This window comes from Flagellimonas amphidinii, assembly GCF_013090115.1.
GTDB classification, from domain to species: Bacteria; Bacteroidota; Bacteroidia; order Flavobacteriales; family Flavobacteriaceae; genus Flagellimonas; species Flagellimonas amphidinii.
Genome location: NZ_JABFNN010000039.1, coordinates 375,923 through 401,595, shown reverse-complemented (window position 1 = coordinate 401,595; position 25,673 = coordinate 375,923). Strand labels below are relative to the sequence as shown.

The 25,673-nt window shown below is 39.1% G+C and carries 18 protein-coding genes; 5 read left to right on the top strand and 13 right to left on the bottom strand.

Annotation, left to right across the window (positions count from 1 at the left end; all coding sequences use genetic code 11):
• Positions 1–3: 3 nt before the first annotated feature.
• The 6 genes from HJC33_RS13720 to leuC all read right to left on the bottom strand — a co-directional run bounded on the left by HJC33_RS13720 (position 4) and on the right by leuC (position 7,878).
• Complete coding sequence (locus HJC33_RS13720) at positions 4–1,773, bottom strand: PAS domain-containing hybrid sensor histidine kinase/response regulator (RefSeq protein ID WP_171659391.1); 1,770 nt, start codon at positions 1,771–1,773, stop codon at positions 4–6.
• A complete protein-coding gene (locus tag HJC33_RS13715; protein ID WP_171659390.1) occupies positions 1,770–2,897 on the bottom strand; it encodes an FIST signal transduction protein in 1,128 nt (375 codons plus the stop codon). The genes HJC33_RS13720 and HJC33_RS13715 overlap by 4 nt, the downstream gene beginning before the upstream one ends.
• A gap of 202 nt (positions 2,898–3,099) precedes the next feature.
• Positions 3,100–4,155, bottom strand: coding sequence for a 3-isopropylmalate dehydrogenase (leuB, locus tag HJC33_RS13710; protein ID WP_171659389.1), 1,056 nt, complete (start codon positions 4,153–4,155; stop codon positions 3,100–3,102).
• Positions 4,156–4,225: 70 nt separating this feature from the next.
• On the bottom strand, positions 4,226–5,743 hold the full coding sequence (locus HJC33_RS13705) for an alpha-isopropylmalate synthase regulatory domain-containing protein (RefSeq protein WP_171659388.1): 1,518 nt from the start codon (positions 5,741–5,743) through the stop codon (positions 4,226–4,228).
• A 41-nt stretch (positions 5,744–5,784) separates the two neighbouring features.
• Positions 5,785–6,381, bottom strand: coding sequence for a 3-isopropylmalate dehydratase small subunit (gene leuD, locus HJC33_RS13700; protein ID WP_171659387.1), 597 nt, complete (start codon positions 6,379–6,381; stop codon positions 5,785–5,787).
• Between the two features lie 84 nt (positions 6,382–6,465).
• A complete protein-coding gene (gene leuC, locus HJC33_RS13695; protein WP_171659386.1) occupies positions 6,466–7,878 on the bottom strand; it encodes a 3-isopropylmalate dehydratase large subunit in 1,413 nt (470 codons plus the stop codon).
• Between the two features lie 411 nt (positions 7,879–8,289).
• Between leuC and HJC33_RS13690 the strand changes: the two genes are divergently transcribed.
• Positions 8,290–9,402: a DUF2911 domain-containing protein gene (locus HJC33_RS13690; RefSeq protein ID WP_171659385.1), complete on the top strand. Its 1,113-nt coding sequence runs from the start codon at positions 8,290–8,292 to the stop codon at positions 9,400–9,402.
• Positions 9,403–9,458: 56 nt separating this feature from the next.
• Here HJC33_RS13690 and recG read toward each other — a convergent pair whose 3' ends face one another.
• Positions 9,459–11,564 (bottom strand): ATP-dependent DNA helicase RecG, encoded by a 2,106-nt coding sequence (gene recG, locus HJC33_RS13685; RefSeq protein ID WP_171659384.1) that lies wholly within the window; start codon positions 11,562–11,564, stop codon positions 9,459–9,461.
• Between the two features lie 46 nt (positions 11,565–11,610).
• Between recG and HJC33_RS13680 the strand changes: the two genes are divergently transcribed.
• Both HJC33_RS13680 and HJC33_RS13675 read left to right on the top strand, forming a co-directional pair.
• Positions 11,611–13,701 carry a M1 family metallopeptidase gene (locus tag HJC33_RS13680; protein ID WP_171659383.1) on the top strand — a complete coding sequence of 697 codons (2,091 nt, stop codon included), beginning with the start codon at positions 11,611–11,613 and terminating at the stop codon, positions 13,699–13,701.
• Entirely contained in the window at positions 13,698–14,612 is a 915-nt protein-coding gene (locus tag HJC33_RS13675; RefSeq protein WP_171659382.1) for a patatin-like phospholipase family protein, read from the top strand. The genes HJC33_RS13680 and HJC33_RS13675 overlap by 4 nt, the downstream gene beginning before the upstream one ends.
• Positions 14,613–14,616: 4 nt before the next feature.
• On the opposite strand, the gene HJC33_RS13670 is transcribed toward HJC33_RS13675, so the two are convergent.
• Positions 14,617–15,138: a DUF7935 family protein gene (locus tag HJC33_RS13670; protein WP_171659381.1), complete on the bottom strand. Its 522-nt coding sequence runs from the start codon at positions 15,136–15,138 to the stop codon at positions 14,617–14,619.
• Between the two features lie 187 nt (positions 15,139–15,325).
• On the opposite strand from HJC33_RS13670, the gene HJC33_RS13665 reads away from it, so the two are divergent.
• On the top strand, positions 15,326–17,029 hold the full coding sequence (locus HJC33_RS13665) for a hypothetical protein (RefSeq protein ID WP_171659380.1): 1,704 nt from the start codon (positions 15,326–15,328) through the stop codon (positions 17,027–17,029).
• 19 nt (positions 17,030–17,048) lie between these two features.
• On the opposite strand, the gene HJC33_RS13660 is transcribed toward HJC33_RS13665, so the two are convergent.
• The 4 genes from HJC33_RS13660 to HJC33_RS13645 are packed head-to-tail and all read right to left on the bottom strand — an operon-like array spanning position 17,049 to position 21,235.
• A complete protein-coding gene (locus tag HJC33_RS13660; protein WP_171659379.1) occupies positions 17,049–17,822 on the bottom strand; it encodes a hypothetical protein in 774 nt (257 codons plus the stop codon).
• A 38-nt stretch (positions 17,823–17,860) separates the two neighbouring features.
• The gene (locus HJC33_RS13655; RefSeq protein WP_171659378.1) at positions 17,861–19,435 is read right to left on the bottom strand and encodes an FMN-binding glutamate synthase family protein; all 1,575 of its coding nucleotides are present in this window, start codon (positions 19,433–19,435) and stop codon (positions 17,861–17,863) included.
• The gene (locus HJC33_RS13650) at positions 19,435–20,715 is read right to left on the bottom strand and encodes an amidohydrolase (protein WP_171659377.1); all 1,281 of its coding nucleotides are present in this window, start codon (positions 20,713–20,715) and stop codon (positions 19,435–19,437) included. Before HJC33_RS13650 ends, HJC33_RS13655 begins: the two co-directional genes overlap by 1 nt.
• A gap of 10 nt (positions 20,716–20,725) precedes the next feature.
• The gene (locus tag HJC33_RS13645; RefSeq protein WP_246245555.1) at positions 20,726–21,235 is read right to left on the bottom strand and encodes a DsrE family protein; all 510 of its coding nucleotides are present in this window, start codon (positions 21,233–21,235) and stop codon (positions 20,726–20,728) included.
• Positions 21,236–21,407: 172 nt separating this feature from the next.
• On the opposite strand from HJC33_RS13645, the gene HJC33_RS13640 reads away from it, so the two are divergent.
• Entirely contained in the window at positions 21,408–23,738 is a 2,331-nt protein-coding gene (locus tag HJC33_RS13640; RefSeq protein ID WP_171659375.1) for an ATP-dependent helicase, read from the top strand.
• Between the two features lie 5 nt (positions 23,739–23,743).
• Here HJC33_RS13640 and HJC33_RS13635 read toward each other — a convergent pair whose 3' ends face one another.
• A complete protein-coding gene (locus HJC33_RS13635; RefSeq protein WP_171659374.1) occupies positions 23,744–25,591 on the bottom strand; it encodes a HAMP domain-containing sensor histidine kinase in 1,848 nt (615 codons plus the stop codon).
• Positions 25,592–25,673: the final 82 nt, after the last annotated feature.

Below are 25,673 nucleotides of genomic sequence, written 5' to 3'. Positions count from 1 at the left end.
GCTTTACCCTACAGGACTTCCTTGGTGCACTATCTTTGATAGGGTTCGGTACAACTCCTTGGGATTAAAAGGCTTACAAATTAATCCATCAAGACCACATTCTTTTATTCTATTCCTGATGTCTATTCCTGCTGAGGCAGAAAGCGCATAGATAGGTAGCGTCTTGTTTAGAGGATTATTGCCGTTTCTAATGGCTTTTGTAGCTTCGAAACCGCTCATTTCTGGCATTTGGAGGTCCATCAAAATGAGGTCGTAGCAATTTTCCTCTGCCTTTTCAACGGCCTTCTTACCGTTTTCTGCAATTTCAAAAATCACATCCCATTTGGCAAGAAACTTACTGATTACTAAGATATTGAGATGGTTATCTTCTGCTACAAGAATTTTAACGCCATTCAAGCTTTCCACATCATCCATGTTGAAGGTATCCGCAGAGAATTCCTCCTCCTGAACATCTTCTTCAATTTTACTTTTTAGGAATTCAAGTACAAAGCCAAAGGTGGATCCCTTGCCCTCTGTACTTTCAACCCAAAGCTCGCCTCTCATCCGCTCAACTAATTTTTTGCAAATGGCTAGACCAAGGCCGGTTCCTCCATATTTTCGGGTAGTGTTTGAATCTGCTTGGGCAAAAGATTGGAATATTTTTTCTTGTTTTTCATTAGGTATTCCTATTCCTGTATCGGTAACTTCAAATCTGATCATAGCAAAATCTTGGTTTTCATGTTCAAGTTCAATATCAACAACTACCTTACCTTCTTCAGTAAATTTTATAGCATTGTTGATCAGGTTAGATAAAATTTGGGTAATTCGGGTACTATCACCAATAAGCATTGAGGGGAGAGCACTGTCTTTTTTAATAGTGAATCTTACACCCTTGTTTTGGGCTTTATGATAGAAAATGCTTCTAAGGCCGTTCAATATTCGGTCAAGGCTAAAGTCTGTTTCTTCCAACTCTATGGAACCTGACGTTATTTTGTTGAAATCCAAAATATCATTTACAAGCTCCAACAAATGCTCTGAAGAATATTTGAGCGCGTGAAGATTCTCCAATTGTTCTTTTTGAGGATTTTCAAGCAGCAACAGATTGCTTACACCAATCACGGCATTCAAAGGTGTTCTTATCTCATGGGACATTGTGGATAGGAAATCGTCTTTTGCCTTACTGGCCATAGTGGCTTTTTCTTTGGCTTCTATGAGTTCAAACTCCACTTTTTTTTGTGCAGTGATATCGGATATGGTCCCAATAAAACCTTCAGGCTTTCCGTTTTTGGAGTTTAACCGTTTGACTGAAATATCAAGCCATTTTTTTTCATTTTTTGCAGTCAAGGTTTCCACTTTGATTTTGGTTGCTGAAAAATCAGACTTTTGCAAAATGGAAAGTTCATCAAATGGTTTGCCATTAAGATCATTGATAAAGTCATAATAGGGACGGCCTAGGCTTTCTTCAGTTGAATAGCCCAAAAGGTCTTCCCAAGCTGGATTCAAATAACTCCACTTTCCTTCTAAATCGGCTTCAAAAATGACCTCCTTGATATTCCCGGCCACTTTAGATAGCTGATCACTGATGGTCTCAACATTATTTTTAAGCTGCTGGTTGGCTTGGTAAAGTTCCTGGGAACTTTTTTCCAAAACGGTTTCAATATGACTTAAGTCATTATCAAATGATTTGTATGCCTCATCAATCGATGAAAAGAAATCTGCAAGTTTTTCTTGCATTGTTTCATCAATACCAGCTTTTTTAATCTGTCGGAGTAAAAGTCTATGTTGTTTGCTCATTCTGAAAAAGTGGTAATGGTCATGGTTTGATTGTGTAGGGTACAGGCAGAAAATTTGTCAAAAGGTGCTATCTCGCCATATGAGTAGAATCCTGTAGTGTAAATGTTGTTGCCAAACACTTCATTTACCGCTTCCACTTCTTCTTCTACCAATTGCTTCATTACCAATCTTCTTCCAACACAACTGATTAAAAATGCCAATTGATGTTCGTCTTCTGTTCCTTTTTTACTGATTTGAGCCGATTGTTCTGCACCATTGATTATTCTGTCAATATTCGCCTTCATCAGCCGAACATAAGAACCTTGGGGAATATTACCTGCAAAAGTTAAGCTCTGGTCATCTTCGTTTACGGATAAAATTGTTCGTACTACTGGAATTTTATGTTCGTCATCTCTCATGCTTAATGGGAAAAGAAGTCCCGAGCCTGGCAATTCTTTGGCTTTTTCTCCTAAAAATGATTTGTAAAGCTCTAGGGCAGGTTGACCGTCAAGTTCGTAGAGAATATTGTCCTTGGATTTGGTAACCACTCGTTCAATTCCAAAACTGTCCCATCCTCCTTTTGAACCATAACCGACTTTAAGTTGGTCTCCATATAAACCCAAAGCAACAATTTGTTCAGATTGAACTTTATCATTGTGAACGACGAATGTTTTTCCGAAATCATAGCCATCACCGGCAAGACCACCTGTTATGCTAACTTTTTGGGAGATATTGGCATGAAGACCTTTGACCAATTCAGCTCCATTGACTATAAGTCCATCACTGAGCACAAAAATATGTCTTAAATCATCCGCCAAAAGAGCCTCGCTGATTTTTTTACCTGCCTTAAAACTGTCGTTTAGGTATTCTTTCATGCTTACGGATGTAATTTCAGTACGTGTGTTATCAAATACAACGGCAGTTAATGCAATGGTATCATCAAGCACTTCATTTCCTATGATTTCACCAGCTGTAGAGCAACCAATACATTTGGTATTCGGAAAACTCTCATTTAGTTGTTTTAGAAATCCATCTATATTAGGGAAAGAAGGAGATATGAATAGAAAGAAGATATCTGGGTCAAAAGGTATGGCAAGTTCTTTTACATCAGTTGCACTCGTGATTTTAGATTGAAAAATATCCATTGTTTTAACTTACAAATTAGTGAGAAAAAGATTACATTCATGATATAACGTTATTTCTGAATGTTTTAGTATGTTACAAAGAATATTAGTCTACAGAAGAGATGGTGTTTTTAGAATAATGTCAGATTCAGCCATAAAAAAACCTGGGTGCTACCCCAGGTCTTTATCTATGAATGAGCATCTTTTTAAGACGCTTGCAGGATCAAATATTGTTTGCCAACCAATCTCCAACTTCACTGGTCTTATATGCTTTTCCGCCATCTGCTAAGTCTTCGGTCACAACACCTTCTGCCAGTGATTTGTTGACTACTGAACGAATAGCTTCTGCTTCCTCTTTTAAATCAAAATCCTCGAACATCATGGCTGCAGATAAGACAGTGGCCAATGGGTTGGCAATATCTTTCTCAGCTGCTTGAGGATATGAGCCGTGTATGGGTTCATACAGAGAGACTTCGCTTCCTACAGAAGAAGAAGGCATTAATCCCATGGAACCAGAAATTACAGAAGCTTCATCGGTGAGAATATCTCCAAACAAGTTGGCAGTGATGATTACATCGTATCCTTTGGGCCATTGAATCAATCGCATGGCAACAGCATCTACAAATTCATAAGAAACTTCTACTTCTGGATAATCTTTTTCCAGAGCTTGAACGGTTTCTCTCCATAATCTGGAAGCTTCCAAAACATTGGCTTTGTCCACACAACAAAGTTTTTTGCCTCTTTTCAAAGCCATTTCAAAGCCTTTACGTGCCAAACGTTCAACTTCAAACCTTTGATAGGTCATGGTGTCGAAAGCAGTGTTTCCATCATCTTTACGGCCTCTTTCCCCAAAGTAAACTCCACCTGTCAATTCTCTTAGAATAATTAAGTCAGTCCCCTCAATACGTTCCCTTTTTAATGGGGATTTATCAATTAGGGAAGGGAAAGTAAAAGTGGGCCGCACATTGGCAAAGAGCCCCAGTTTTTGGCGCATTTTCAATAATCCTTGCTCTGGTCTTACCTTGGCTGAAGGGTCATTGTCAAAACGAGGATGACCTATGGCGCCAAACAACACGGCATCAGCAGCTTGGCAAACATCATGGGTTTCATCTGGATAAGGCTCTCCTACAGCATCTATGGCTGCCGCACCGGTTAGGGCAGGGGTCCATTCAATAGTATGGTTGAATTTTTTAGCTACAGCATCGGAAACTTTTACAGCTTGGTCAATTACTTCAGGGCCAATTCCATCTCCGGCCAAAAGGGCAATTTTTAAATTCATTTATTCAGGTATCAATTATCAATATAAATTATCAGATGTCAATGCTTTGTTTTTGGATTTCTTCTAATCGTCAAACCAAGTTGAGCATTTTTTCTGTGGCCTTTATTGCGGATACAGTCTGATCTGAATCCAGACCACGAGTGGTGAAATCCTTTTCTTTGGTCTGCCATGTGATGATGGTTTCACACAAGGCATCTGAGTTACTTCCAGGGGGAATTCGCACTGCGTAATCCACCAATTTGGGAAGTTCTCTATTTTCTCTTGTATATATTTTTCTCAAGGCAGTTATGAAAGCGTCGAATTGACCATCTCCTTGTGCGTTTTCCTCATATGCTTTTCCTTCAATTTCAATGGAAAGGGTAGTAGAGGGCTTTAATCCTTTGGAGTGTGTGAGCACGTATGATTTTACAAATACTTTTTGATGGTGGGAACTTGAATCCAATACATCGGAAATGATATAGGGAAGATCATCTTTGGTGACTCGTTCCTTTTTATCGCCCAGTTCGATGATTCGCTCGGTAACTTTTTTAAGTTCATCATCATTCAAGGTTAATCCCAGTTCTTGAAGATTCTTTTGGATATTGGCCTTCCCTGATGTTTTTCCTAGTGCATACTCACGTTTCCTACCGAATCGTTCCGGCAGCAAATCATTAAAGTATAGATTTTTTTTACTATCTCCATCTGCATGAATACCAGCAGTTTGGGTAAATACATTGCCGCCCACAATGGGTTTATTGTCGGGAATACCGAACCCAGTAAATGCAGAAACTAATTTACTCACTTTATAGAGTGATGATTCTTTGACTCCAATACTTATTTCGGGTAAAAAATCATTAACAACAGCTACAACACTAGCCAATGGAGCATTACCGGCTCGTTCTCCCATGCCGTTTACAGTAAGGTGTAAACCGTGGCAGCCAGCTTTTAGGGCTTCCATCACATTTGCAACACTTAAATCGTAGTCGTTGTGACCATGAAAATCGACATGAGCCTGTGGATAGCGTTCTACAATCAATTTGATAAACTCCCCTGCCTCAAAATGAGTAAGGATGCCTAGCGTATCAGGTAGTAGAATCCGTTTGATGGGTTGGGAGGTCAAAAAATCCAAGAATTGAAAAACATAATCCCGGGAGTTGCGCATTCCGTTGCTCCAATCTTCTAGGTAGACATTGGTTGCTATACCTAATTCTTGGGCCTTGGAAATTACAGCTTCAATATCCTTAAAATGTTGCTCCGGTGTTTTCTTTAATTGATGGGTCAAGTGATTGAGTGAACCTTTGGTCAGCAGGTTCTGAACCTTGGCACCGGTCTTTTGCATCCAGTCCAAAGATACACCGTTATCCACAAAGGTGAGCACTTCCACTTTTGAAAGATACCCTTCAGAAGCAGCCCAATCCGTAATATTTTTGACTGCGGCAAATTCTCCTTCGGATACTCTTGCTGATGCAACCTCAATACGATCGACTTTAAGCTCTTCCAGCAAAAGCTTAGCTAAGGTAAGTTTTTCAGATGCCGAGAAAGATACCCCTGAGGTTTGTTCCCCATCCCGTAGGGTGGTATCCATGATTTCAACAGTCCTTTTTTCCATTTCAGTGCTGTGGTATGCCGTTGTGTGTTCAACAATAGCTTTTACAAAGGGGTGTTTTGGGCGAATTCTTGTATACCCTCTTTGATGTTCAACAAGTAGTCAATATCATCAAAACCATTGAGCATATTCTCCTTTTTGTATCCATTGATGTTGAAACTTTCGCTTTCACCAGTCGCTAAAATAGTGATGGTCTGCTCTGGCAAACTGACCTCTAGCTCAGTTTTCGGGTCTTTTTCAATGGCTTTGAAAATTTTGTCCAAAAATTCAGGACTTACCTGAACTGGAAGAACTCCAATATTCAAACAATTGTTTCTAAAGATATCGGCAAAGAAACTGGAAACTACACAACGGAAACCATAATCGTAAACAGCCCATGCTGCATGTTCTCTAGAAGAACCAGAACCAAAGTTCTTTCCGCCTACCAATATTTTTCCACTATAAATGGGATTGTTGAGTACAAAATGTTCTTTTGGAGTGTTATCAGCATTGTACCTCCAATCTCTGAATAGGTTATCGCCAAATCCCTTTCGCTCTGTAGCTTTAAGGAAACGGGCTGGAATAATTTGATCAGTGTCCACATTTTCTATGGGCAATGGAACAGCTGAACTTTTTAATATGTTGAATTTATCGTATGCCATTTTTTACAATTATCAGTTTTTCAATTAACAACCATCAATGAAAGATTACTCCATTGAACATTGCCAATAGGATATTGTTCATTATTATACAAATGTTTCTTCTTCCATTAATTCCCTTGGATCTGTGACCTTTCCGGTAACGGCCGCAGCGGCAGCCACTAATGGACTGGCCAGTAGGGTACGGGCACCAGGCCCTTGTCTTCCTTCAAAATTTCTATTGGAAGTACTTACTGCATATTTTCCAGCCGGAATTTTATCATCGTTCATAGCCAGACAAGCTGAGCATCCAGGTTCTCTCAATTCAAAACCTGCTTCATTCAAAATATCCAAAAGACCTTCACGCTTGATAGCCTCTTCAACGCGATGGGAACCGGGAACCAACCAAGCAGTTACATTATCTGCCTTTTTTCTTCCTTTGATGATTGAAGCGAAGGCCCTGAAATCTTCAATTCTACCGTTGGTACAACTACCAAGGAAGACAAAATCAATAGGTTTGCCAATCATAGCATCACCTTCGTTGAAGGCCATGTATTCCAGTGATTTTTTATAGGTGGCTGTTCCTCCTTCAACTTTTTCAGCATCTGGAATATCATTCTGTATTCCGATGCCCATACCTGGATTTGTGCCATAAGTAATCATCGGTTCAATTGAGTCTGCATCAAAAGTCAATTCTTTATCAAATACCGCATCTTCATCAGAATAGAGTGTTTTCCAGTATTCCATGGCTTTATCCCAAGCTTCACCTTTAGGAGCGAACTCTCTTCCTTTGACGTACTCAAAAGTTTTTTCATCAGGAGCGATCATACCTCCACGGGCACCCATTTCAATACTTAGATTGCAAACGGTCATTCGTCCCTCCATTGACATATTTCTGAAAACCTCTCCGGCATATTCCACAAAATATCCAGTGGCACCAGAGGTGGTTAGTTTTGAAATGATAAAAAGAGCAACATCTTTTGGGGTGACCGCTTTATTCAAATCGCCCTCAATATTGATACGCATTCTTTTGGGCTTTGGTTGCATGATACATTGGGTGGACAGTACCATTTCTACCTCACTGGTCCCAATACCGAAAGCGATAGCACCAAATGCGCCATGTGTGGATGTATGTGAATCTCCACATACTATAGTGGCTCCAGGAACCGTAATGCCATTTTCAGGCCCGATTACATGGACAATTCCATTTTTCTCATGTCCAAGACCCCAATAAGGGATGTTATGGGCTTTTGAATTTTCTTCCAAAGCCTTTAATTGATTTGCAGATAATTCATCCTTGACCGGTAAATGCTGATTCAAGGTTGGGGTATTGTGATCCGCAGTAGCGAAAGTTCTCTCAGGATAAAGCACTTTAATACCTCTATGTTTAAGTCCCAAAAAAGCCACGGGGCTTGTAACTTCGTGTACTAAATGCCTGTCGATGAAAAGAACATCTGGTCCGTTTTCAATGTGTTGGACCACATGCGAATCCCACACCTTATCAAATAGTGTCTTGCTCATTTTACCTTCAATAATTTTAAGCAGGTAAAGTTAAAATATGAAAATATAAACCTTCATATTTTAAACTGAAAATTACGATGTTCAAGCCAAGTTTTATACATTAAAAATAAAAGCAATGCTGTTTTTTCCTATTTCAAACAAAAAACTCGGTAATCGTTGGTGTAGAAAGGAAAATGCAGCCTTTTTCTGACTTTTCAGCAATGGTGAAAATTAATGCCGACGTAGGTTTACTATTTATCTTTATGGAAAACAATAATGACCGGTTGGTTTTGAGGAGATCATATGTAATCTATTGAAATTTAACATGTTTCGTTTTGTTTTAACATTGCTGTAACGCTATATAAACAATGAACTTTCTACATTGGGCACACAACCTAAAAGTTTATTCATTAATACATCAAAAACGAACAAATGAAAAAATGCTACTCGGTCTTTTCGACCATGATTCTCATTGCAATACTCTGTGTATCTACCAGTTCTTATTCCCAGTTGACATTTTTGCCCAGAGGCAGTCAAATGGCAAAAGTTTCACAACGTATTGGCAATACCGATGTTACCATAATTTATTCGCGCCCTAGCGTAAACGATCGTGAAGTTTGGGGTGCTTTGGTCCCTTATGGAATGAACAATCTTGGATTTGGAACTGCAACTGAGTCTCCTTGGAGGGCTGGTGCCAATGAAAATACCATATTCAAAACAACCGATGAGCTAAGCATTGGCGGTAAAACACTTCCGGCAGGAAAGTATGGATTGCATATGATTGTCAATGAAGACAATACGGCTACTATTATTTTCTCTAAAAATCATGGAGCATGGGGTAGCTATTTTTATGAACCAGAAGAGGATGTTCTTCGTGTGGATGTGGAAACTTCAGAGATTCCTCATGTAGAGCAACTTACTTATTTGTTTAATGAGGTAGGACCAAATTCTGCTGTGGCATCGTTGAATTGGGAGAAAAAACAAATTCCTTTTAAGATTGAGACGGATGTAACCAACAATGTATTGGCAGATATTCGACAAAAATTGCAAACCTCGCCAGGATTCAACCGTCAAACTTGGGAACAAGCCGCCAATTATTCTTTGAACAATGATGGTGATTTAGATGAAGCCCTTGCATGGATTGATGCTGCGATTGCCGGACAGTTTTTTAGCCAAAAAACCTTCAATAACCTAAGTATTAAGTCACGTATATTGGCCAAACAAGGTAAAACTGCAGAAGCAAATGCGCTAATGGAAGAAGCCATGCCGCTTGGGACTGTTTTTGAAGTACATGGCTATGGCCGACAATTGCTTGGACAAGGCAACACCGACAAAGCTTTAGAAGTCTTTAAGTGGAACGCCAAGAACAATAAGGGAACTTGGCCGGTTCATTATGGTTTGGCCAGAGGGTATTCTGCCTTGGGAGACCATAAATCCACGTTAAAACACCTAAAAATTGCTTTGGAAAATGCTCCGGCACAAGCAAATCGAGATAGGGTACAGGCCAATATTGAAAAAGCCGAAAAAGGAGAAGGGATTAACTAAACCGCTCATATCATTAACGATTATTGGAATGCCCAACTTTAGTTGGGCATTTTCATTTAACTAATATACCCCCAAATCTCTTTGCTCTGCATCATTTTGGAATAGGCAAAAAGGATACCTTTATGTGCTTCTTTTTCCAGTCTTGGGTCTTCCTTCAATACTTGTATGGCATGGTATCTTGCCGTTTGTAGAATCTGATTGTCCTTTACAATATCAGCAATTTTTAAATGGAGCAAACCACTTTGTTGGGTACCCATCAAATCCCCAGGGCCACGTAGTTTTAGGTCTACTTCTGCAATTTCAAAACCATCATTGGTCCTTACCATGGTTTGCAATCGGGTTTTGGCCTCTTCCGATAATTTGTTTCCGGTCATCAAAATACAGAAACTCTGTTCGGCACCACGTCCCACACGACCACGAAGTTGGTGCAGTTGGGAAAGTCCAAAACGTTCCGCACTTTCTATAATCATCACCGAGGCATTGGGCACGTTGACCCCAACTTCGATTACAGTGGTTGCGACCATTATTTGGGTCTCACCCTTCACAAAACGTTCCATTTCGTAATCCTTATCGGCTGCCTTCATTTTACCATGCACTATGGATATTTGGTATTCTGGCATGGGAAAATCACGGGCAATACTTTCATAACCATCCATTAGATCTTTAAAATCCAGCGCTTCAGATTCTTGAATTAACGGATAGACCATATAAATCTGTCTTCCTTTTTTGATTTCATCTTTGATGAACTGAAAAACCTTTAAACGATTATTATCAAAGCGATGCACTGTTTTGATGGGTTTTCTACCGGGAGGAAGTTCATCAATCACCGAAACGTCCAAATCCCCATACAGGCTCATGGCCAAAGTACGAGGGATGGGGGTGGCGGTCATGACTAGAATGTGTGGTGGCACTTCATTCTTTCGCCACAATTTGGAACGTTGCGCCACACCAAAGCGGTGTTGTTCATCAATAACAGCTAATCCAAGATTTTTGAATTGTACTTTATCTTCCAAAACAGCATGGGTGCCTACCAAAATGTTTAGGTTGCCATTTTCCAATTGATTGTGCAACAAAGTTCTTTCCGATTTTTTGGTGGAACCTGTCAATAAGGCAATTTTCACCTTCATATTCCCCAACAGTTCTTTGAGTCCGTTGTAGTGTTGGTTGGCCAAAATCTCCGTTGGGGCCATCAAACAAGCCTGAAAACCATTATCTATGGCCAATAACATACACATGAGTGCCACTATGGTTTTTCCAGAGCCTACATCGCCTTGAAGCAGACGGTTCATTTGTGCATTGCTGCCCAAATCTCCCCTAATTTCTTTGATCACCCGTTTTTGTGCATTGGTAAGATTGAATGGTAGATGATGCTCAAAGAAATTGTTGAAGTACTTCCCAACTTGGTCAAAGGGCATTCCCTTTATTTTTTGTTTGCGTAACAGTTTTTTTGAAATCAATTGGAGTTGTACAAAAAAGAGCTCTTCAAACTTTAATCTGAACTGTGCTCTGGCCAGTAATTCCTGATTTTTTGGAAAATGGATATTGAACAGCGCTTCACTTTTTGAAATCAATTTTAATTGTTCGATAAGGTTGAAAGACAATGATTCCAAAAATTGCCCTTTTGCATCTAAAAACAGCTGTTGTATCATTTTACCCAATACCCGATTGGTGATACCCTTGGCGCTTAATTTCTCGGTTGAGGGGTAAATGGGCTGCATGGCGATTTTCAATCCTTTTTGATGTTCAGAAAGTAGTTCCATTTCTGGATGGGCCATGGAAAAATTACTGCCATAACGCGAAACTTTCCCAAAAACCACATAAGGTTCGTTGATTTTAAGGTTTTCCCTGATCCATTTATGCCCTCTGAACCAAACCAACTCCATTTGTCCGGTTTCATCCATAAAAGTGGCCGCCAAACGTTTACCGCGACGTTGTTCTATAGTTTTTATGTGAATGATTTTGCCAATAACCTGTACATCAGCACCACTAGGCTGTAGTTGATTGATTTTATAGTATTGGGTCTTGTCCAAATACCGATTGGGGAAGAGGTGTAATAGATCTCTGTAGGTCTCAATCCCAAGCTCTGAACGGAGCACATCTGCCCGATTGGGGCCTACACCTTTTAAATAAGCAATTGGAGTTTGCAGAAAATTGGGATTCATCAAACTAAAATATGTAATTTGGAAAGACTTTTGATATGAAGACGGTATGAAGCGAAGCCCCATTCTTATTTTTTTCCTATTTGTGCAGTTACTTTCCGCACAGATTCAAGATAAGGTGGATTTTATTCATGCTGAAGTTTTTGTGGAACCAGTGCCAGAAGAAAAAAAGATTAAAGGAACGGTAATATATCAATTTCAAGTACTTAAGGATGTGGATTCTATCTTCATGAATGCTTATCATATGGATTTTTCTTCTGTCCTTTTGGATAAGAAAAATGTGAAATATACTAATAGAGGAAAAACCATTTGTATTAAGGAAAGATTTAAGAAAGGGGACAAACGTCTCATTGAACTCCGTTATGTAACATATCCCAAACAGACTGTTTATTTTTTGGGTTGGGATGATGATATTGAAGGCAATGAACAAATCTGGACCCAAGGACAAGGCAAATATACCAGTCATTGGTTGCCAAGTTTGGATGATATGAACGATAAGATTGAATTTGATTTGAACTTTCAAATACAAGATGATCTTCAAATTTTTTCCAATGGAGAATTGGTGCAAAAGGACACGCTGTCTGATTCTGGAACATATTTGTGGAAATTTGATATGCAAAAGCCTATGAGCAGCTATCTGGTTGCTTTTACCATAGGTAATTTTGAAAAACAAATCGTTCATTCAACTTCTGGGGTGCCGATTGAGCTCTATTATGAACCTAAGGATAGCCTTAAAGTAGAAACCACTTATCGCTATACAAAGCAAATATTTGATTTTCTGGAGGAGGAAATAGGAGTGCCTTATCCTTGGCAGAACTATAAGCAGGTTCCAGTACAAGATTTTTTGTATGCAGGTATGGAGAACACTACAGCCACAATATTCTCCAATACATTTATGGTGGATTCCATTGCATTTTTCGATAAAAACTATGTGAATGTCAACGCACATGAGTTGGCGCATCAGTGGTTTGGTAATCTGGTCACAGAGCAAAGTGGCTCACACCATTGGTTGCATGAAGGTTTTGCCACCTTTTATGCTTACTTAGCTGAGAAAAATATTTTTGGTGATGATCATTTCTACTGGCATTTGTTGGAAACAGCCCAGGCACTGGTAAATTTCTCTGGTGAAGGGAATGGTGAGGCTTTGACAAATTCCAATGCGGGCAGCTTAACTTTTTATGAAAAGGGAGCGTGGGCTTTGGTCATGTTGAAAGAAAAGGTAGGTGAGACTAATTTTAAGGAGGGAATCCAAAATTATTTGACCAAGTATGCTTATCAAAATGTGACCATTCCCGATTTCATGTGGGAAATGGAAAAAGCTTCGGGAATGGACCTTTCTGATTTTGAAATGCAATGGTTACAAGAATCAGAATTTCCTTTTGAGATCGCCAAGGCTTTTTTGATGAAAAAAAGTCCTTCAATAAAAACATACTTCGAGCTAAAAAATGAGATTGATCTAGATTTAGAAAATACCGAAAAGCTGTTAAGCAAAGAATGGCACAACCTCAATTCAGATTTACTCAAATATCAACTTATTTTGGATTATGGGGATAAGTTATCTACTAAGCTAACACAGAATTTCATGAATGCTGCTAGTACCAAAGTAAGGCAGGCCTTGGCATTAGCTCTTCAAAAAATTCCTGTAGAATTTAGATTCGATTTTGAAACTCTCTTAGGTGATTCAAGTTATGTGACCATAGAAGCTGCATTGTATAAATTGTGGACTGATTTCCCAGAAAACCGGGAAAAGTATCTTGATCAGACCAAGGACATTGTGGGATTTCCCAATAAGAATATCCGTTTACTATGGTTGACATTGGCTTTGGTGAGTCCGGAATATAACATAGGGTCAAAACCGCGGTATTTTGAAGAATTGAGTGGATATACAAGTTCTGAACATCATTTTGAAGTAAGATTATTGGCGTTTCAATATTTGAAAAACATAGGTGGATTTAATGATGCTACTCTCAAAAACCTCATTGAGGCGTGTAGTCATCACGTTTGGCATTTTAAAAAATCGTGCCGCAAAATTTTGAAGGAATTTTTAAAGGCCAAGGAAAATTTGGCAAGAGTTGAGGCTTTATATCCTTCATTGAGTATAGAGGAACAAGAATATCTGAATAAAACATTGGGAAAATGAGAGCACTGGTCATTTCTGGTGGAGGTAGCAAAGGAGCTTTTGCCGGGGGGGTGGCACAATTTTTAATAGAAGAGGCCAAACATCAATACGATTTGTTTGTGGGCACTTCCACAGGTAGTTTGTTGATTTCCCATTTGGCCTTGAACAAGTTGGATAAAATCAAAGAGATTTATTCTTCTGTTGACCAAGAAAGCATTTTTAATAACTGTCCCTTTATCATTAAAAAAAAACATGGGGTAGAGGCTATCGCCATCAACCATTGGAATGTGGTCAAGAATTTCATCAAAGGAAAAAAGACTTTTGGGGAGAGTGAAAATTTGCGGGACCTCATTCGAGAATCCATAACCGTTGAAGAATTCAATCAACTACAAAAAAGCAATGCTGATGTTGTTGTGACGGTATCTAACCTTTCGTTGAATCAGGTAGAATATAAATCGGTTAACGATTGTACGTATGATGAGTTTTGTGATTGGGTCTGGATTTCATCCAACTATACACCTTTTATGAGTTTGGTAAAAAAACAAGGTTGCGAATATGCAGATGGGGGTCTTGGAAGTTTGGTGCCTATTGAAGAGGCTTTAAAACGAGGGGCCACAGAAGTTGATGTTGTGGTCTTGCATACGGAGGTGAATTATTTGAACCGGATGCCCGTAAGGAACCCTTTTGAATTGATTACTACCATTTTCAGTTTTATGTTGGATAGGATTGAAAACCAAAATGTACGTATCGGAAAATTGGTAGCCAATCAAAGGGATGCAATCATAAATTTCTACTATACCCCAACCGTATTGACCACCAATTCACTGATTTTTAATAAGGAACATATGACGCGCTGGTGGAAACGTGGATACCTTTATGCAAAAAATAAGAATGAGGAGACCAGCCCTATAGATCCCGACCATCAAGAATGATTGGTTAATCCCAGAGGTCGCTTACTTCCTTTTTTATAAAGGCCAAAGCCGTAGCGGAAGGAGATTGTTTTTCCATGGTTTGGGTCAAGATATCCTCGCGCAGCTTGTCCGGCGAATCTGTTTCGCTCATCCCAGCAGAACGAATGGTTTGGATTGTGGCATTTTTGGCCGCTTTTATAATGTTCCAACATTCATCTGACATGTAAATTTGTTGGGAAAGATTGTGTTCAAACTCGGTCTCAATTTGTTTGATGAGCAAGTTTTCATAATCGCTTTTATTTTTACCTTTTGGAGCCACTCTTACCACAAGGTTGTTCAGGGTTATGCGTTCCAAGAACAATGTCATTCTCTCATAAGCTTGTAAGCGAACGGGAAGTGTGTCTTTTTGTGATTCTTTGTGCAATAGGAACCTTCTACGACCATCTTCATTCCTCGTATGTAATCTAAAAAAATAAAAGGCCACAGCTCCGGTTACAACAGCCGGTAACAAAAAGGCAAAAAGCTGAAAGATATCTTCTCCACTCATAAGGTAGTTTGGTTTTTTGTGATTTTACAGAAACAAGAACGTAATTAAATATTAAAAATTATTTGAGCTGGTATAGACTTAAGTACTTGTTGATAAATTAGTTTAATCAAACGACGATTTTTTATTTGTTGTTTGAAAATAATTAGTTATTTGTGTCTGATTTCTTACTTAACTAAAAACCAAATTAATGAAGATTAAACTGATTCCACTTTTTTTTGCCGTAATGTGTTTAATGGCCTGTGGTAGCGATAATGAAGAACCCGAAATTCCAAAAGAATCTGTAAACGAACAGCCAGATGATGTGGAGGAATCTGTAGAACCTACAGACGAAACACCGCCTACAATTACTTCTACGGATTTGGAATCTGTAATTGAGACTTTTACTGATATAGCAATCCAAGTTGAAGATGAATCCAATGTTGAAACCAAAATATATGTAAACGGGGAAGAAGTATATTCCACATCCGAAACTGAATTTGACTTCCAATTCAATCCATATATTTTTCCCATAGGCGCTACCGAATTGAAAATTTTATCTGAAGACGAATTTGGAAATAGTAAGGAGGTAGATTTTCAACTAGATATCGAACATTTTCTGATGGACTTTAATTTGGGAACGGAAGAAGATGATCAATACTCTTTCATTTGGATATTTTTCCATGATGGCTCTGGAAATTTACTTACAACCCAAAAAGTACAATTGGGTTCAACCAAAATTTATACGGAACAAATAGTTCCGGACAACTATATCTTTTATACCATTTCTAAATTCAGCTCTTTTGGTCTTGATAACCAGCATAAATCCTTAAGGAACACAACCTATAAAATAGATATGGGGGAAACTAGAAATGAATTGGACTTTTCTCCAAATTACAATATGGAAAACTATGTGGAAGTCGAGATAAATTTATCACAAGACACTGGAGGGTACGCTAAATATAGTGCTTCTGGCTCTCAATATGAAACAAATGCTTCAGGAGGTGGGAGTTTGACTGAATTAGTTGGAATAAATTATGAAATTCCTGATTTTATTTATTTACGTACAGATGTTTTGGGAGGACAACCTGAGTTGTTTGATGGGAAAAAGGAAAATTATGCCTACTACAGATTTGTGCCTAATCCATCCACACCCTCTATTACGATAGATGAAACTGATTTAATTACAGCTGACGAAACATTCGTATTAGAGATTCCAAACCATAATGCCGGTAGTTTTGTCTTTAATCGGATAGGCTTCCTAAATCAAAACGATATGGTTGCAAATGTGAATCACCATATTCTTGAAGTACAAGAGCCCAACGATCAATATAGAGATTATCTGGACCTTCCAGTATTAGATGGTCTTGCCTTATATAATAATACTGTAAATTATGCTGTTGAAGATAAAAGCTTTTTTGGAAACTTTTACGGTAATGACTTCAATATAGAAATGCCGAATTGGGAATTATATTATGGTATTGAAAATAGTGAAGTTTTTATTGAAGAAAATAATGAGTTGGATTATTATGTAGTAAGATTCACGGACAATGATACTTCAGACTTAAATAATAGACGTTATTGGATTTGGGATTATAGGGTTTTTGGAACAGAAGATGGGGAACTAAAAAGAGCGCCGATTTTACAAATGCCTTCCGAGGTTATAAACGATATTAACGATGCACACTTTACAAATTTGGATGGATTGACCATTACAAGTGCTTCGGCATTGGATTTTGAAGAATTCACTTCTTTTGATGAAACTATAGATTGGTTGGGACTCAACAAAGTTCCCTTAACGATTGACCAAAAGAATTATAAACAGGTTAGTTTTACAAGCCCTACAGCTTCTGGAAAATCTACAGGTCAAACTTCTAAGATTGAATGCCAAAATGTCAATGGAAAACAATTTTAGCCAAAAATAGAGGTGAAGGCTATTGCGTAGCCTTCACACTCTCCTTTGCTTTGTCATAAAACCCTTTATAGTCGGGTTGAAGCTTTATGTTGATACCTTCTTTGAAGTTCCCATCCTTGGCAGAAATACTTATTTTATCGCTAGGGATGGCTGAAGTGCCAACCAATTCTTTGGCAATGGCCGTTGTTTGGTCATAAGTTGGTCCAAATTCACCGGTAATGTTCAGTCCTTCAATTGTTACACTAAAATTTGGGTTGGCAGCAATGACTTTGGCGATATTTGCCAACCAAGTTTTTCCAGCCTCTGTCAGTTCAATGCTAGAATCGGAACCGAAAAGCCCATTGAGGCTATTTGAAATCATAATGATGCCATCAGCAACGTTTACCTTGGCAGTTTCGCCCAACATTTGCTGAATTCTGGATAACGATACCACGGCAACAGAATCATTGGCGGAAATCATATCGTTTATTCCGCTGAGCTGTTTTTCTTTTCTACCTAAAGCCGCCATGGCTTTGTTTACATTTTCCTGATTCTGTTTTGACAACTCAGAAAAACTGCTCAAGTTCTTTAAAAGGGTAGTGTTCGCATCGCGCAAACTAACATTTTCTGTTTCCAACGTTTCTGCTTTGGCTTCACTTGACGAAATGTTCCGTTTGGCTTCGGCCAATTGTTGCTCTACACTTCCTAATTGTGTTTTGAGTTCATCAATTTGAGCTATTAGCTCGCTTTTTTTTTGGGAAAAAGCGGCAATGCTCAGCAGTAAGGTCAGAATTAAGGGTAATTTTTTTGTCATAAGTAGCGGTCTAAGGTGAAATGAATTCTTGGGCTAAATTAGGATGTTTTTTCTAGAATTGGTTTACCTCCCAGGTGTTCACAATCAAAAAGTTCCTGCATGGAGTGGAAAGGAACCTTATTTTTTTCATAATTATAAACAGATTTAAGGTCACTGCTCAGGTAATCATCATCAACGTTGACCTGTATATCGCTCATTTTAAATTCGCAAGGATGTTCATAACCGGCAGCATGGGTGATTTCCAATAATTCCTTTCTGAAGGTTTTGAAATATTGCGCCAACCGCTCAGATTTTAAAGGAACATTGATGCCCTGTTGTAGCCATTTACTTTGGGTGGCCACTCCTGAAGGGCATCGATTGGTGTGACATACTTGAGCTTGGATGCACCCAATACTCATCATGGCCTCACGAGCTACATTGATGCAATCGGCTCCCATGGCAAAAGCCATAGCTGCCTTGGCAGGAAAACCTAATTTACCACTTCCAATAAAGACAATACGCTCTGTAAGGCCATTGTCTTGAAATATTTTATACACTGAAGAAAATCCATAAACCCAAGGAAGAGAAACATGGTCAGCAAAGCTTGGAGGTGCGGCACCGGTTCCACCCTCACCACCATCGATAGTGATAAAATCGGGGCCCTTCCCCGTTTTTTTCATTAAGTCCGCTAATTCTTCCCACTGATCTAACTTTCCGATAGCAGCTTTTATACCCACTGGGAGACCAGTTTCATTGGCAATGGACTCTATGAGTTCCAACAACTCCGATATGGAACTAAACGCTTTATGGGTTGCTGGGGATAGTACATCTTTCCCAATCTCAACACCACGAATCTTAGCGATTTCATGGGTGATTTTGGCCCCAGGAAGTACACCACCTTTTCCTGGTTTGGCTCCTTGGGACAGTTTTATTTCGATGGCCTTGATACATGGATTTTTATCAACCAAAATCTTCATTTTTTCCATGGAGAAATTCCCCTTCCTGGAACGAACACCAAAATATCCCGTTCCAAAATGAAAAATAACATCCCCGCCATGCTTATGGTAGGGCGATAACCCTCCTTCGCCAGTGTTGTGGTAGGCATGTGATTTTTCTACCCCTTTGTTCAAGGATTCCACGGCTTTGGCGGAAAGAGAGCCAAAACTCATAGCAGAAACATTGATGATAGAGGCAGGTCTGAACGGTTTTTTACGTTTATTATATGCTCCAATGACCTTAGCGCAGGGCAAAAAATAGGGGTCTTTTTTGTTTGGATGATTTTCTGGAAGTTGGTATGCAATCATTGCATTTTTCACAAAAATGTGCTGATGGGCATAAATATCTCTATCCGTACCAAAACCTTCATAGTTGTTTTCCTTTTTGGCGGACGCATAAATCCATCCACGTTCAATTCGGTTAAAAGGAAGTTCCTCACGGTTGTTGGCCACAAAGTATTGCCGCATTTCTGGACCAATACTTTCCAGCCAATACCGTAAATGCCCTACAATAGGGTAGTTGTGACTAATGGTATGTGCTTTTTGAATAAAAATATCCCAGATTGCAACCACTAGCAAAAAGAGGAGAATCCATGTCCACCAAGGAATGTTCCCCAAAAAATCAAAAATGGATTCCATTATCTATTTAAATAATCCAGGGCAACTTGAGTCATCGCTTTTACACCGAGTAGCAATCCACTATCATCGATTTTAAAATCTGGAGTGTGGTGCGGGAAATGCTCATCTGGGCCTGAGTTTGGGTCTTTTCCGCCAAGGATGAAGAAGAAACCAGGAATTTTTTCTTGATAAAAAGAAAAATCTTCAGCTCCGGTTATGGCTTTGATCAAATGAACGTTTTCTGCACCTGCAACTGCGTGTAGACTCGGAAGAGATGCTTCTGTAAGGTTCAAATCATTATAGGTGATTGGTAATCCTTTGGCAATGTCAACCGTCACTTCAGCTCTATAGGCTTTAGCAATGTTAGTGGCCATTTCCTTCATACGTTGATTTACTTGTTTTTGCATATCATAATCCAAGGTACGGATGGTTCCGATGAGTTCTGCACTTTCAGGGATAATGTTGTTACGAACACCACCGCTGATTTTTCCAACAGTGATGACAGCGGCCTCTTTAGTCAGTTCCAATTCCCTACTGATAATGGATTGAAAACCATCCACAATTTTTGAAGCTACATAAATAGGATCAATACCAGACCAAGGTTGAGAACCGTGCGTTTGTTTTCCTTTAATATTGACCACAAAGCGTTGTGCAGCTGCCAACGCACCACCTGGTTTATAGGCCATATGGCCTACAGGGAGGTAAGAACCAATATGAAGACCATAAATGGCATCTACTTTTGGATTTTCCAATACCCCTTCCTTTACCATAAGTTCGGCCCCACCTTCTTCTCCCGGAGGAGCTCCTTCCTCAGCAGGTTGGAAAATAAATTTGATGGTGCCATTGATTTTATCCTTGTTTTTTGACAGCACTTCTGCAACCCCCATTAATATGGCAGTGTGTGTGTCGTGTCCGCAAGCGTGCATCACACCAACTTGTTGTCCCAGATATTCTGAGGTGACTTCCGATTTGAAAGGTAAATCATTCCTTTCCGTTACAGGGAGGGCATCAATGTCCGCCCTTAATGCTACCACTTTACCGGGGCGTTCTCCTTTTAGGACTCCGACCACACCTGTATGAGCTATACCAGTTTGTACTTCAATCCCCAAGGATTTCAAGTGTTTGGCAATCTTCTCAGCTGTTTTGAATTCCCTATTGCTCAGTTCAGGATTTTGGTGGATATCCCTGCGCCATTCTATGACTTTGCCCTCAATGGCTTCGATGTCCTTTTGTAGTTTAGAATCTTGTGACCAAATGGCAATAGTTGCCATTAAAAATGTGAGTGTGAAAAATTTGTGCATACTTTTTGAGTTAGAATTTTATAAGTTGATAGCCTTGGTTTTGTAATTGAATGAGTGCGGTCATGGCAGAAAGGGAAATTTTACTTCCAGGAATAAGTTCTTCCTTGGGAAAGCCACGGGATTTTGAAGATTGTCCGCAGAAGATGACCTCTGTTCCAGCTTCCATTAAGCTTTTTACCATATCGTAATTGGGATTTTCCACCCCATATCTTTTTTGGTATGCTTCATTTAGGATGATATCCTTGGAAGCTTTATTGTGAACCACTAAAGCCACTTTAAGTTGAGACAAGGGCACCCCACTCTGGGTGTGCATGTTCAAGAATCTTGCGGCGGTCTCGATACTTCTGTTGATTTCTTCAGGAGAATTAGGACTGTTCATAATATCAAATACGACTTTAAATTCTGTATTGATATCGGTTGTATAATCAGGACTTTCAACGGCCCATACTTTTCCGTAATTTTCAATAACGGGACCGGCTTTTTTTTCTTCTTGTGAAATCCCCAAAAAACTGAATATCATACAGAGGAATAGGGGTGAACGATAAAGATTCATCAGCAAAAACAGTTGAAGTGTCAAATATATTCAAATTTCAAACGAAAATTGGATGCGTGTTTATAAATATTGAAAGGATGATTTTAGCATGAGGTCATTATTGGCTAATTTCACGCTTACTTTTTAAATCTTTGAGTGATTGGATACTTTTTTGGATGAATTGAATGATGCGCAACGGGCTCCCGTACTTCACAAGGATGGACCTTTAATGGTGATTGCAGGTGCAGGCTCGGGAAAGACACGGGTATTAACCTATCGTATTGCACATTTGATGAACCATGGAGTGGATTCCTTCAATATTCTGGCGTTGACCTTTACCAATAAGGCTGCCCGAGAGATGAAAAAAAGAATTGCCGACATTGTTGGCAATTCTGAAGCAAAAAACCTGTGGATGGGTACTTTCCACTCTGTTTTTGCAAAATTATTGCGCTTTGATGGAGATAAATTGGGGTACCCTAGCAATTTTACCATTTATGATACCCAGGATTCCCAACGCTTGATTGCTTCCATTATAAAAGAGATGGGACTGGACAAAGATATTTACAAATACAAGCAGATACAGAACAGGATTTCTTCCTATAAGAACAGCTTGATTACCGTAAAGGCTTATTTTCAGAATCCAGAGTTGGTTGAAGCAGATGCTATGGCCAAGCGTCCAAGATTGGGGGAGATTTATCAGAATTATGTGGACCGTTGCTTTAAGGCAGGGGCAATGGATTTTGATGATTTACTTCTACGTACCAATGAATTATTGACCCGTTTTCCTGAGGTTTTAGCGAAATATCAAGATAGGTTTCGATATATATTGGTGGACGAGTACCAAGATACCAACCACTCACAGTATTTAATTGTTAAAGCATTATCTGATCGCTATCAAAATATCTGCGTGGTAGGGGATGATGCACAGAGTATTTATTCCTTCCGTGGGGCCAATATCAGTAACATTCTTAATTTTCAGAGAGATTATGATGATGCGAAGGTCTACCGATTGGAGCAAAATTATCGTTCTACCAAAAATATAGTGAACGCGGCCAACTCCATCATCGAAAAGAACAGGGACCAATTGCAAAAGGTGGTATGGACTTCCAACGACGAAGGAAATAAAATTAAAATACACCGAAGCGTAACCGATGCCGAGGAAGGTAGATATGTAGCAGGCTCCATTTTTGAGAACAAAATGCAACAGCAGTTGCACAATGGGGACTTTGCTGTGTTGTACAGAACCAATTCGCAGTCCCGAGCCATTGAAGATGCACTAAGAAAACGGGATATTCCTTATCGAATTTACGGAGGCCTCTCTTTCTACCAACGTAAAGAGATTAAAGATGTATTGGCTTATTTAAGATTGGTCATAAACCCTAAAGATGAAGAAGCGCTCAAAAGAGTGATAAACTTTCCGACAAGGGGTATAGGTCAGACCACTATTGATAAGCTAGTAGTTGCCGCTAACCACTATGGCCGTTCCATTTTTGAAGTCATGGAACATTTGGCCAAACTTGATTTGAAAATCAATGCTGGGACCAAGCGCAAATTGGAGGATTTTGTGACTATGATCAAGAGTTTTCAGATTATGAATGAAGGCACCGATGCTTTTACACTTGCGGAACATGTGTCCAAAAAGACTGGATTGCTTCTGGAATTCAAAAAAGATGGTACCCCGGAAGGGATTGGCCGTATGGAGAACATTGAAGAGCTTTTGAATGGAATAAAGGACTTTGTTGAAGGTCAAAAAGAGTTGGCCGATGCCACAGGCAGTCTTACTGAATTTTTGGAGGATGTTGCTTTGGCAACAGACATGGATAAAGATGTTGGAGATGACGACCGTGTAGCTTTGATGACCATACATTTGGCAAAAGGACTGGAGTTTCCGTATGTGTATGTAGTGGGTATGGAGGAGGATCTTTTTCCATCTGCGATGAGTATGAATACAAGAAGTGAGTTGGAGGAGGAGCGAAGGTTATTCTATGTGGCCCTGACCCGTGCAGAAAAACAGGCTTTTCTAACCTACACTCAAAATAGATATAGATGGGGGAAACTAATTGATGCTGAGCCCAGTAGGTTTTTGGAAGAGATTGATGAGCAATATGTGGAAAACCTTACGCCAGTAAATGATGGGTATCGGTATAAATCAATGATAAATGCCGATATTTTTGGCGAGGTGGACAAAAGCAAACTACGTCAGGTGAAACCAAAAAACGGAACACCTCCCAAGGTTAATCAGCCTAATGAAAATCAATTACGGAAACTACGAAAACTGAAACCTGGGCTGTCTTCTCCAACCGAGAACACCAACAGCATTGCCCCGGGACTTACTGAAGGTTCACTTGTTAATCATACTCGGTTTGGAAGGGGTAAAGTGTTAAAGATTGAAGGAGTGGGCAATGACAAGAAAGCTGAGATTCAATTTGAAAAGGGTGATATAAAAAAACTGCTTTTGCGTTTTGCCAAGCTTGAAGTGCTGAACGATTAACTGATCTAAGAAACCTTCAAAATACTGTCCTTGTTAAGATTGGTAGGCACGGTAAAAGAAAATACACTTCCCTTATCCACTTCTGATTCAATCTGTATTGAGCCGTTATTTCTCAAAATAAAATCCTTGCAAATGGCAAACCCTAAACCAGTACCCTGTTCATTGTCTGTGCCCCTTGTGGTGGCATTATCTTTTGTGGATTTCAGTAATGCTTCTCTCTGATGTTGGGTCATGCCCACACCAGTATCTTTTACCCGTACTTCCAAATGCTGTTCGTTTTCAACAACATCAATGGTGATGGTGTCACCAGCACGTGTAAATTTTAAGGCGTTGGACAAAAGATTTCTGACCACAAAATCAATCATATTTTTATCTGCATAAACATGTGGCAATTCTTTTACCGTGTGTTGAATGGCAATGTTTTTACGCAAAGCATTTTCCCTAAACAGTCCAACATTTTTTTCAATGGTGTTATTAATGTTGAACATTCTTTTGGATATATTATGATCATTCATTTGTGTCTTTGCCCAGTTCAACAAGTTATCCAAAAGCAGTTGTAAATTTTGTGAAGCGTCAGAGATATATTTGATAAAAATTCCTTTTTCATCATCTGCGAGTTCACCATTATCTTCCTTAAGCAGTTTTGCCAATGAAAGGACATTGCCGGCATGTCCTCTTAAATCATGAGAGATAATGGAGAAAAATTTGTCCTTAATTCTGGAAGCTTCTTTCAATTCATTTTCAGACTCCACCAATAGTCCGTTCAAATTGCTCAGGGATTGGTTCTTTTCATTTAGACTTTTAATTTGTTTCCGAATTTTATCTACAAGGCCATTGTACGTGCTGGTTAGTTTATCAATTTCATCAAACCGTGCAGTTTTAGAATCTTTATTGAACTCTATTTGTCCTTCAAAATTATTCTGGGCAATGGAGTCCATGTCGTTAACCAATTTTTTTATGGGCCTAGCGATGTATCCTGAAAAAACAAAAGCAGATAATATGGCAAAGATTAGAGTGATTGCAAGGAATACGGCCAGATAAGACCTAAGGCTGCCAATCATCCTTTCAGAATCTTGATCTACAGTTTGGTAAAGCCTGTTGATTTTTGCGTTTAAGTTGGTATTGATGGTTTTTATTTCATGGATCATTCCAGAGTCGGCATCACCGATTTCTCTTTTCAGATGTACAACCAAATTAAAGTTTTCTTGATATCCTCTTAATTGTTCAAGGGTGTTCTTATCTGCATTTGGATTGGAGGTTAATCTGTTGAGAATTTCATTGGTATGAGTATTCAGTTCTTCTACATATTTATAATCATTGCGCAAGAAAAAATCCTTTTCTCTTCTTCTCATTTGAAGAATTTCAGCTAGGGAAACATCCTTGGCATCCGATTCTAATTTATGAACATATTGACGCATCTTGCCAATGGTCCCAAAATTTCGGAAACCTTGCTGTTGCACAAGTCCAAAGACATGGATTATTTTAGAATTTAGATCATCTAGATCCTTTGAAATTTTTTTAAGTTGATTGTCTATAGAAACCTCGGAACTGCTTTTGGCCAATTCTACTTCCCCCAGAGCGTTTTTGGAATTTTCGATGTATTGGTGATACCGTCTTACTGCACTGGTTGATTTTTCAACATAAAAGGAATCCACTTTAGTGTCAAAATCAAGAATATTGAAAAATTCATTGTCAGCTTTTAACCGATTTGCATCAAAAACAGCAACACTTTCACGCAAAGATTTGGCATTGTCTATTTTTTTCAGACTATTAAACGCAAAAAATATAAAGGGTCCAATAAGTAGGAATAGGACTAAGAAGGCAATGAGGATACGGCCTCTGATGGTGTTCATTTTTATAAGATTTGGACTACTTTTTTCAAGTATATAACGAGGTTGTTTTCTTGTTATTGCCGCTTATCGATGAAATGAAACA

Coding starts and splice junctions, on each gene's coding strand:
- HJC33_RS13660 (WP_171659379.1), bottom strand. CDS start 17,822: ATGACAAAAAAATTACCCTTAATTCTGACCTTACTGCTGAGCATTGCC.
- HJC33_RS13720 (WP_171659391.1), bottom strand. CDS start 1,773: ATGAGCAAACAACATAGACTTTTACTCCGACAGATTAAAAAAGCTGGT.
- leuD (WP_171659387.1), bottom strand. CDS start 6,381: ATGGCATACGATAAATTCAACATATTAAAAAGTTCAGCTGTTCCATTG.
- HJC33_RS13715 (WP_171659390.1), bottom strand. CDS start 2,897: ATGGATATTTTTCAATCTAAAATCACGAGTGCAACTGATGTAAAAGAA.
- HJC33_RS13680 (WP_171659383.1), top strand. CDS start 11,611: ATGAAGCGAAGCCCCATTCTTATTTTTTTCCTATTTGTGCAGTTACTT.
- HJC33_RS13650 (WP_171659377.1), bottom strand. CDS start 20,715: ATGCACAAATTTTTCACACTCACATTTTTAATGGCAACTATTGCCATT.
- HJC33_RS13655 (WP_171659378.1), bottom strand. CDS start 19,435: ATGGAATCCATTTTTGATTTTTTGGGGAACATTCCTTGGTGGACATGG.
- recG (WP_171659384.1), bottom strand. CDS start 11,564: ATGAATCCCAATTTTCTGCAAACTCCAATTGCTTATTTAAAAGGTGTA.
- HJC33_RS13645 (WP_246245555.1), bottom strand. CDS start 21,235: ATGATATTCAGTTTTTTGGGGATTTCACAAGAAGAAAAAAAAGCCGGT.
- HJC33_RS13670 (WP_171659381.1), bottom strand. CDS start 15,138: ATGAGTGGAGAAGATATCTTTCAGCTTTTTGCCTTTTTGTTACCGGCT.
- HJC33_RS13665 (WP_171659380.1), top strand. CDS start 15,326: ATGAAGATTAAACTGATTCCACTTTTTTTTGCCGTAATGTGTTTAATG.
- leuC (WP_171659386.1), bottom strand. CDS start 7,878: ATGAGCAAGACACTATTTGATAAGGTGTGGGATTCGCATGTGGTCCAA.
- HJC33_RS13690 (WP_171659385.1), top strand. CDS start 8,290: ATGAAAAAATGCTACTCGGTCTTTTCGACCATGATTCTCATTGCAATA.
- HJC33_RS13635 (WP_171659374.1), bottom strand. CDS start 25,591: ATGAACACCATCAGAGGCCGTATCCTCATTGCCTTCTTAGTCCTATTC.
- leuB (WP_171659389.1), bottom strand. CDS start 4,155: ATGAATTTAAAAATTGCCCTTTTGGCCGGAGATGGAATTGGCCCTGAA.
- HJC33_RS13675 (WP_171659382.1), top strand. CDS start 13,698: ATGAGAGCACTGGTCATTTCTGGTGGAGGTAGCAAAGGAGCTTTTGCC.
- HJC33_RS13705 (WP_171659388.1), bottom strand. CDS start 5,743: ATGGAAAAAAGGACTGTTGAAATCATGGATACCACCCTACGGGATGGG.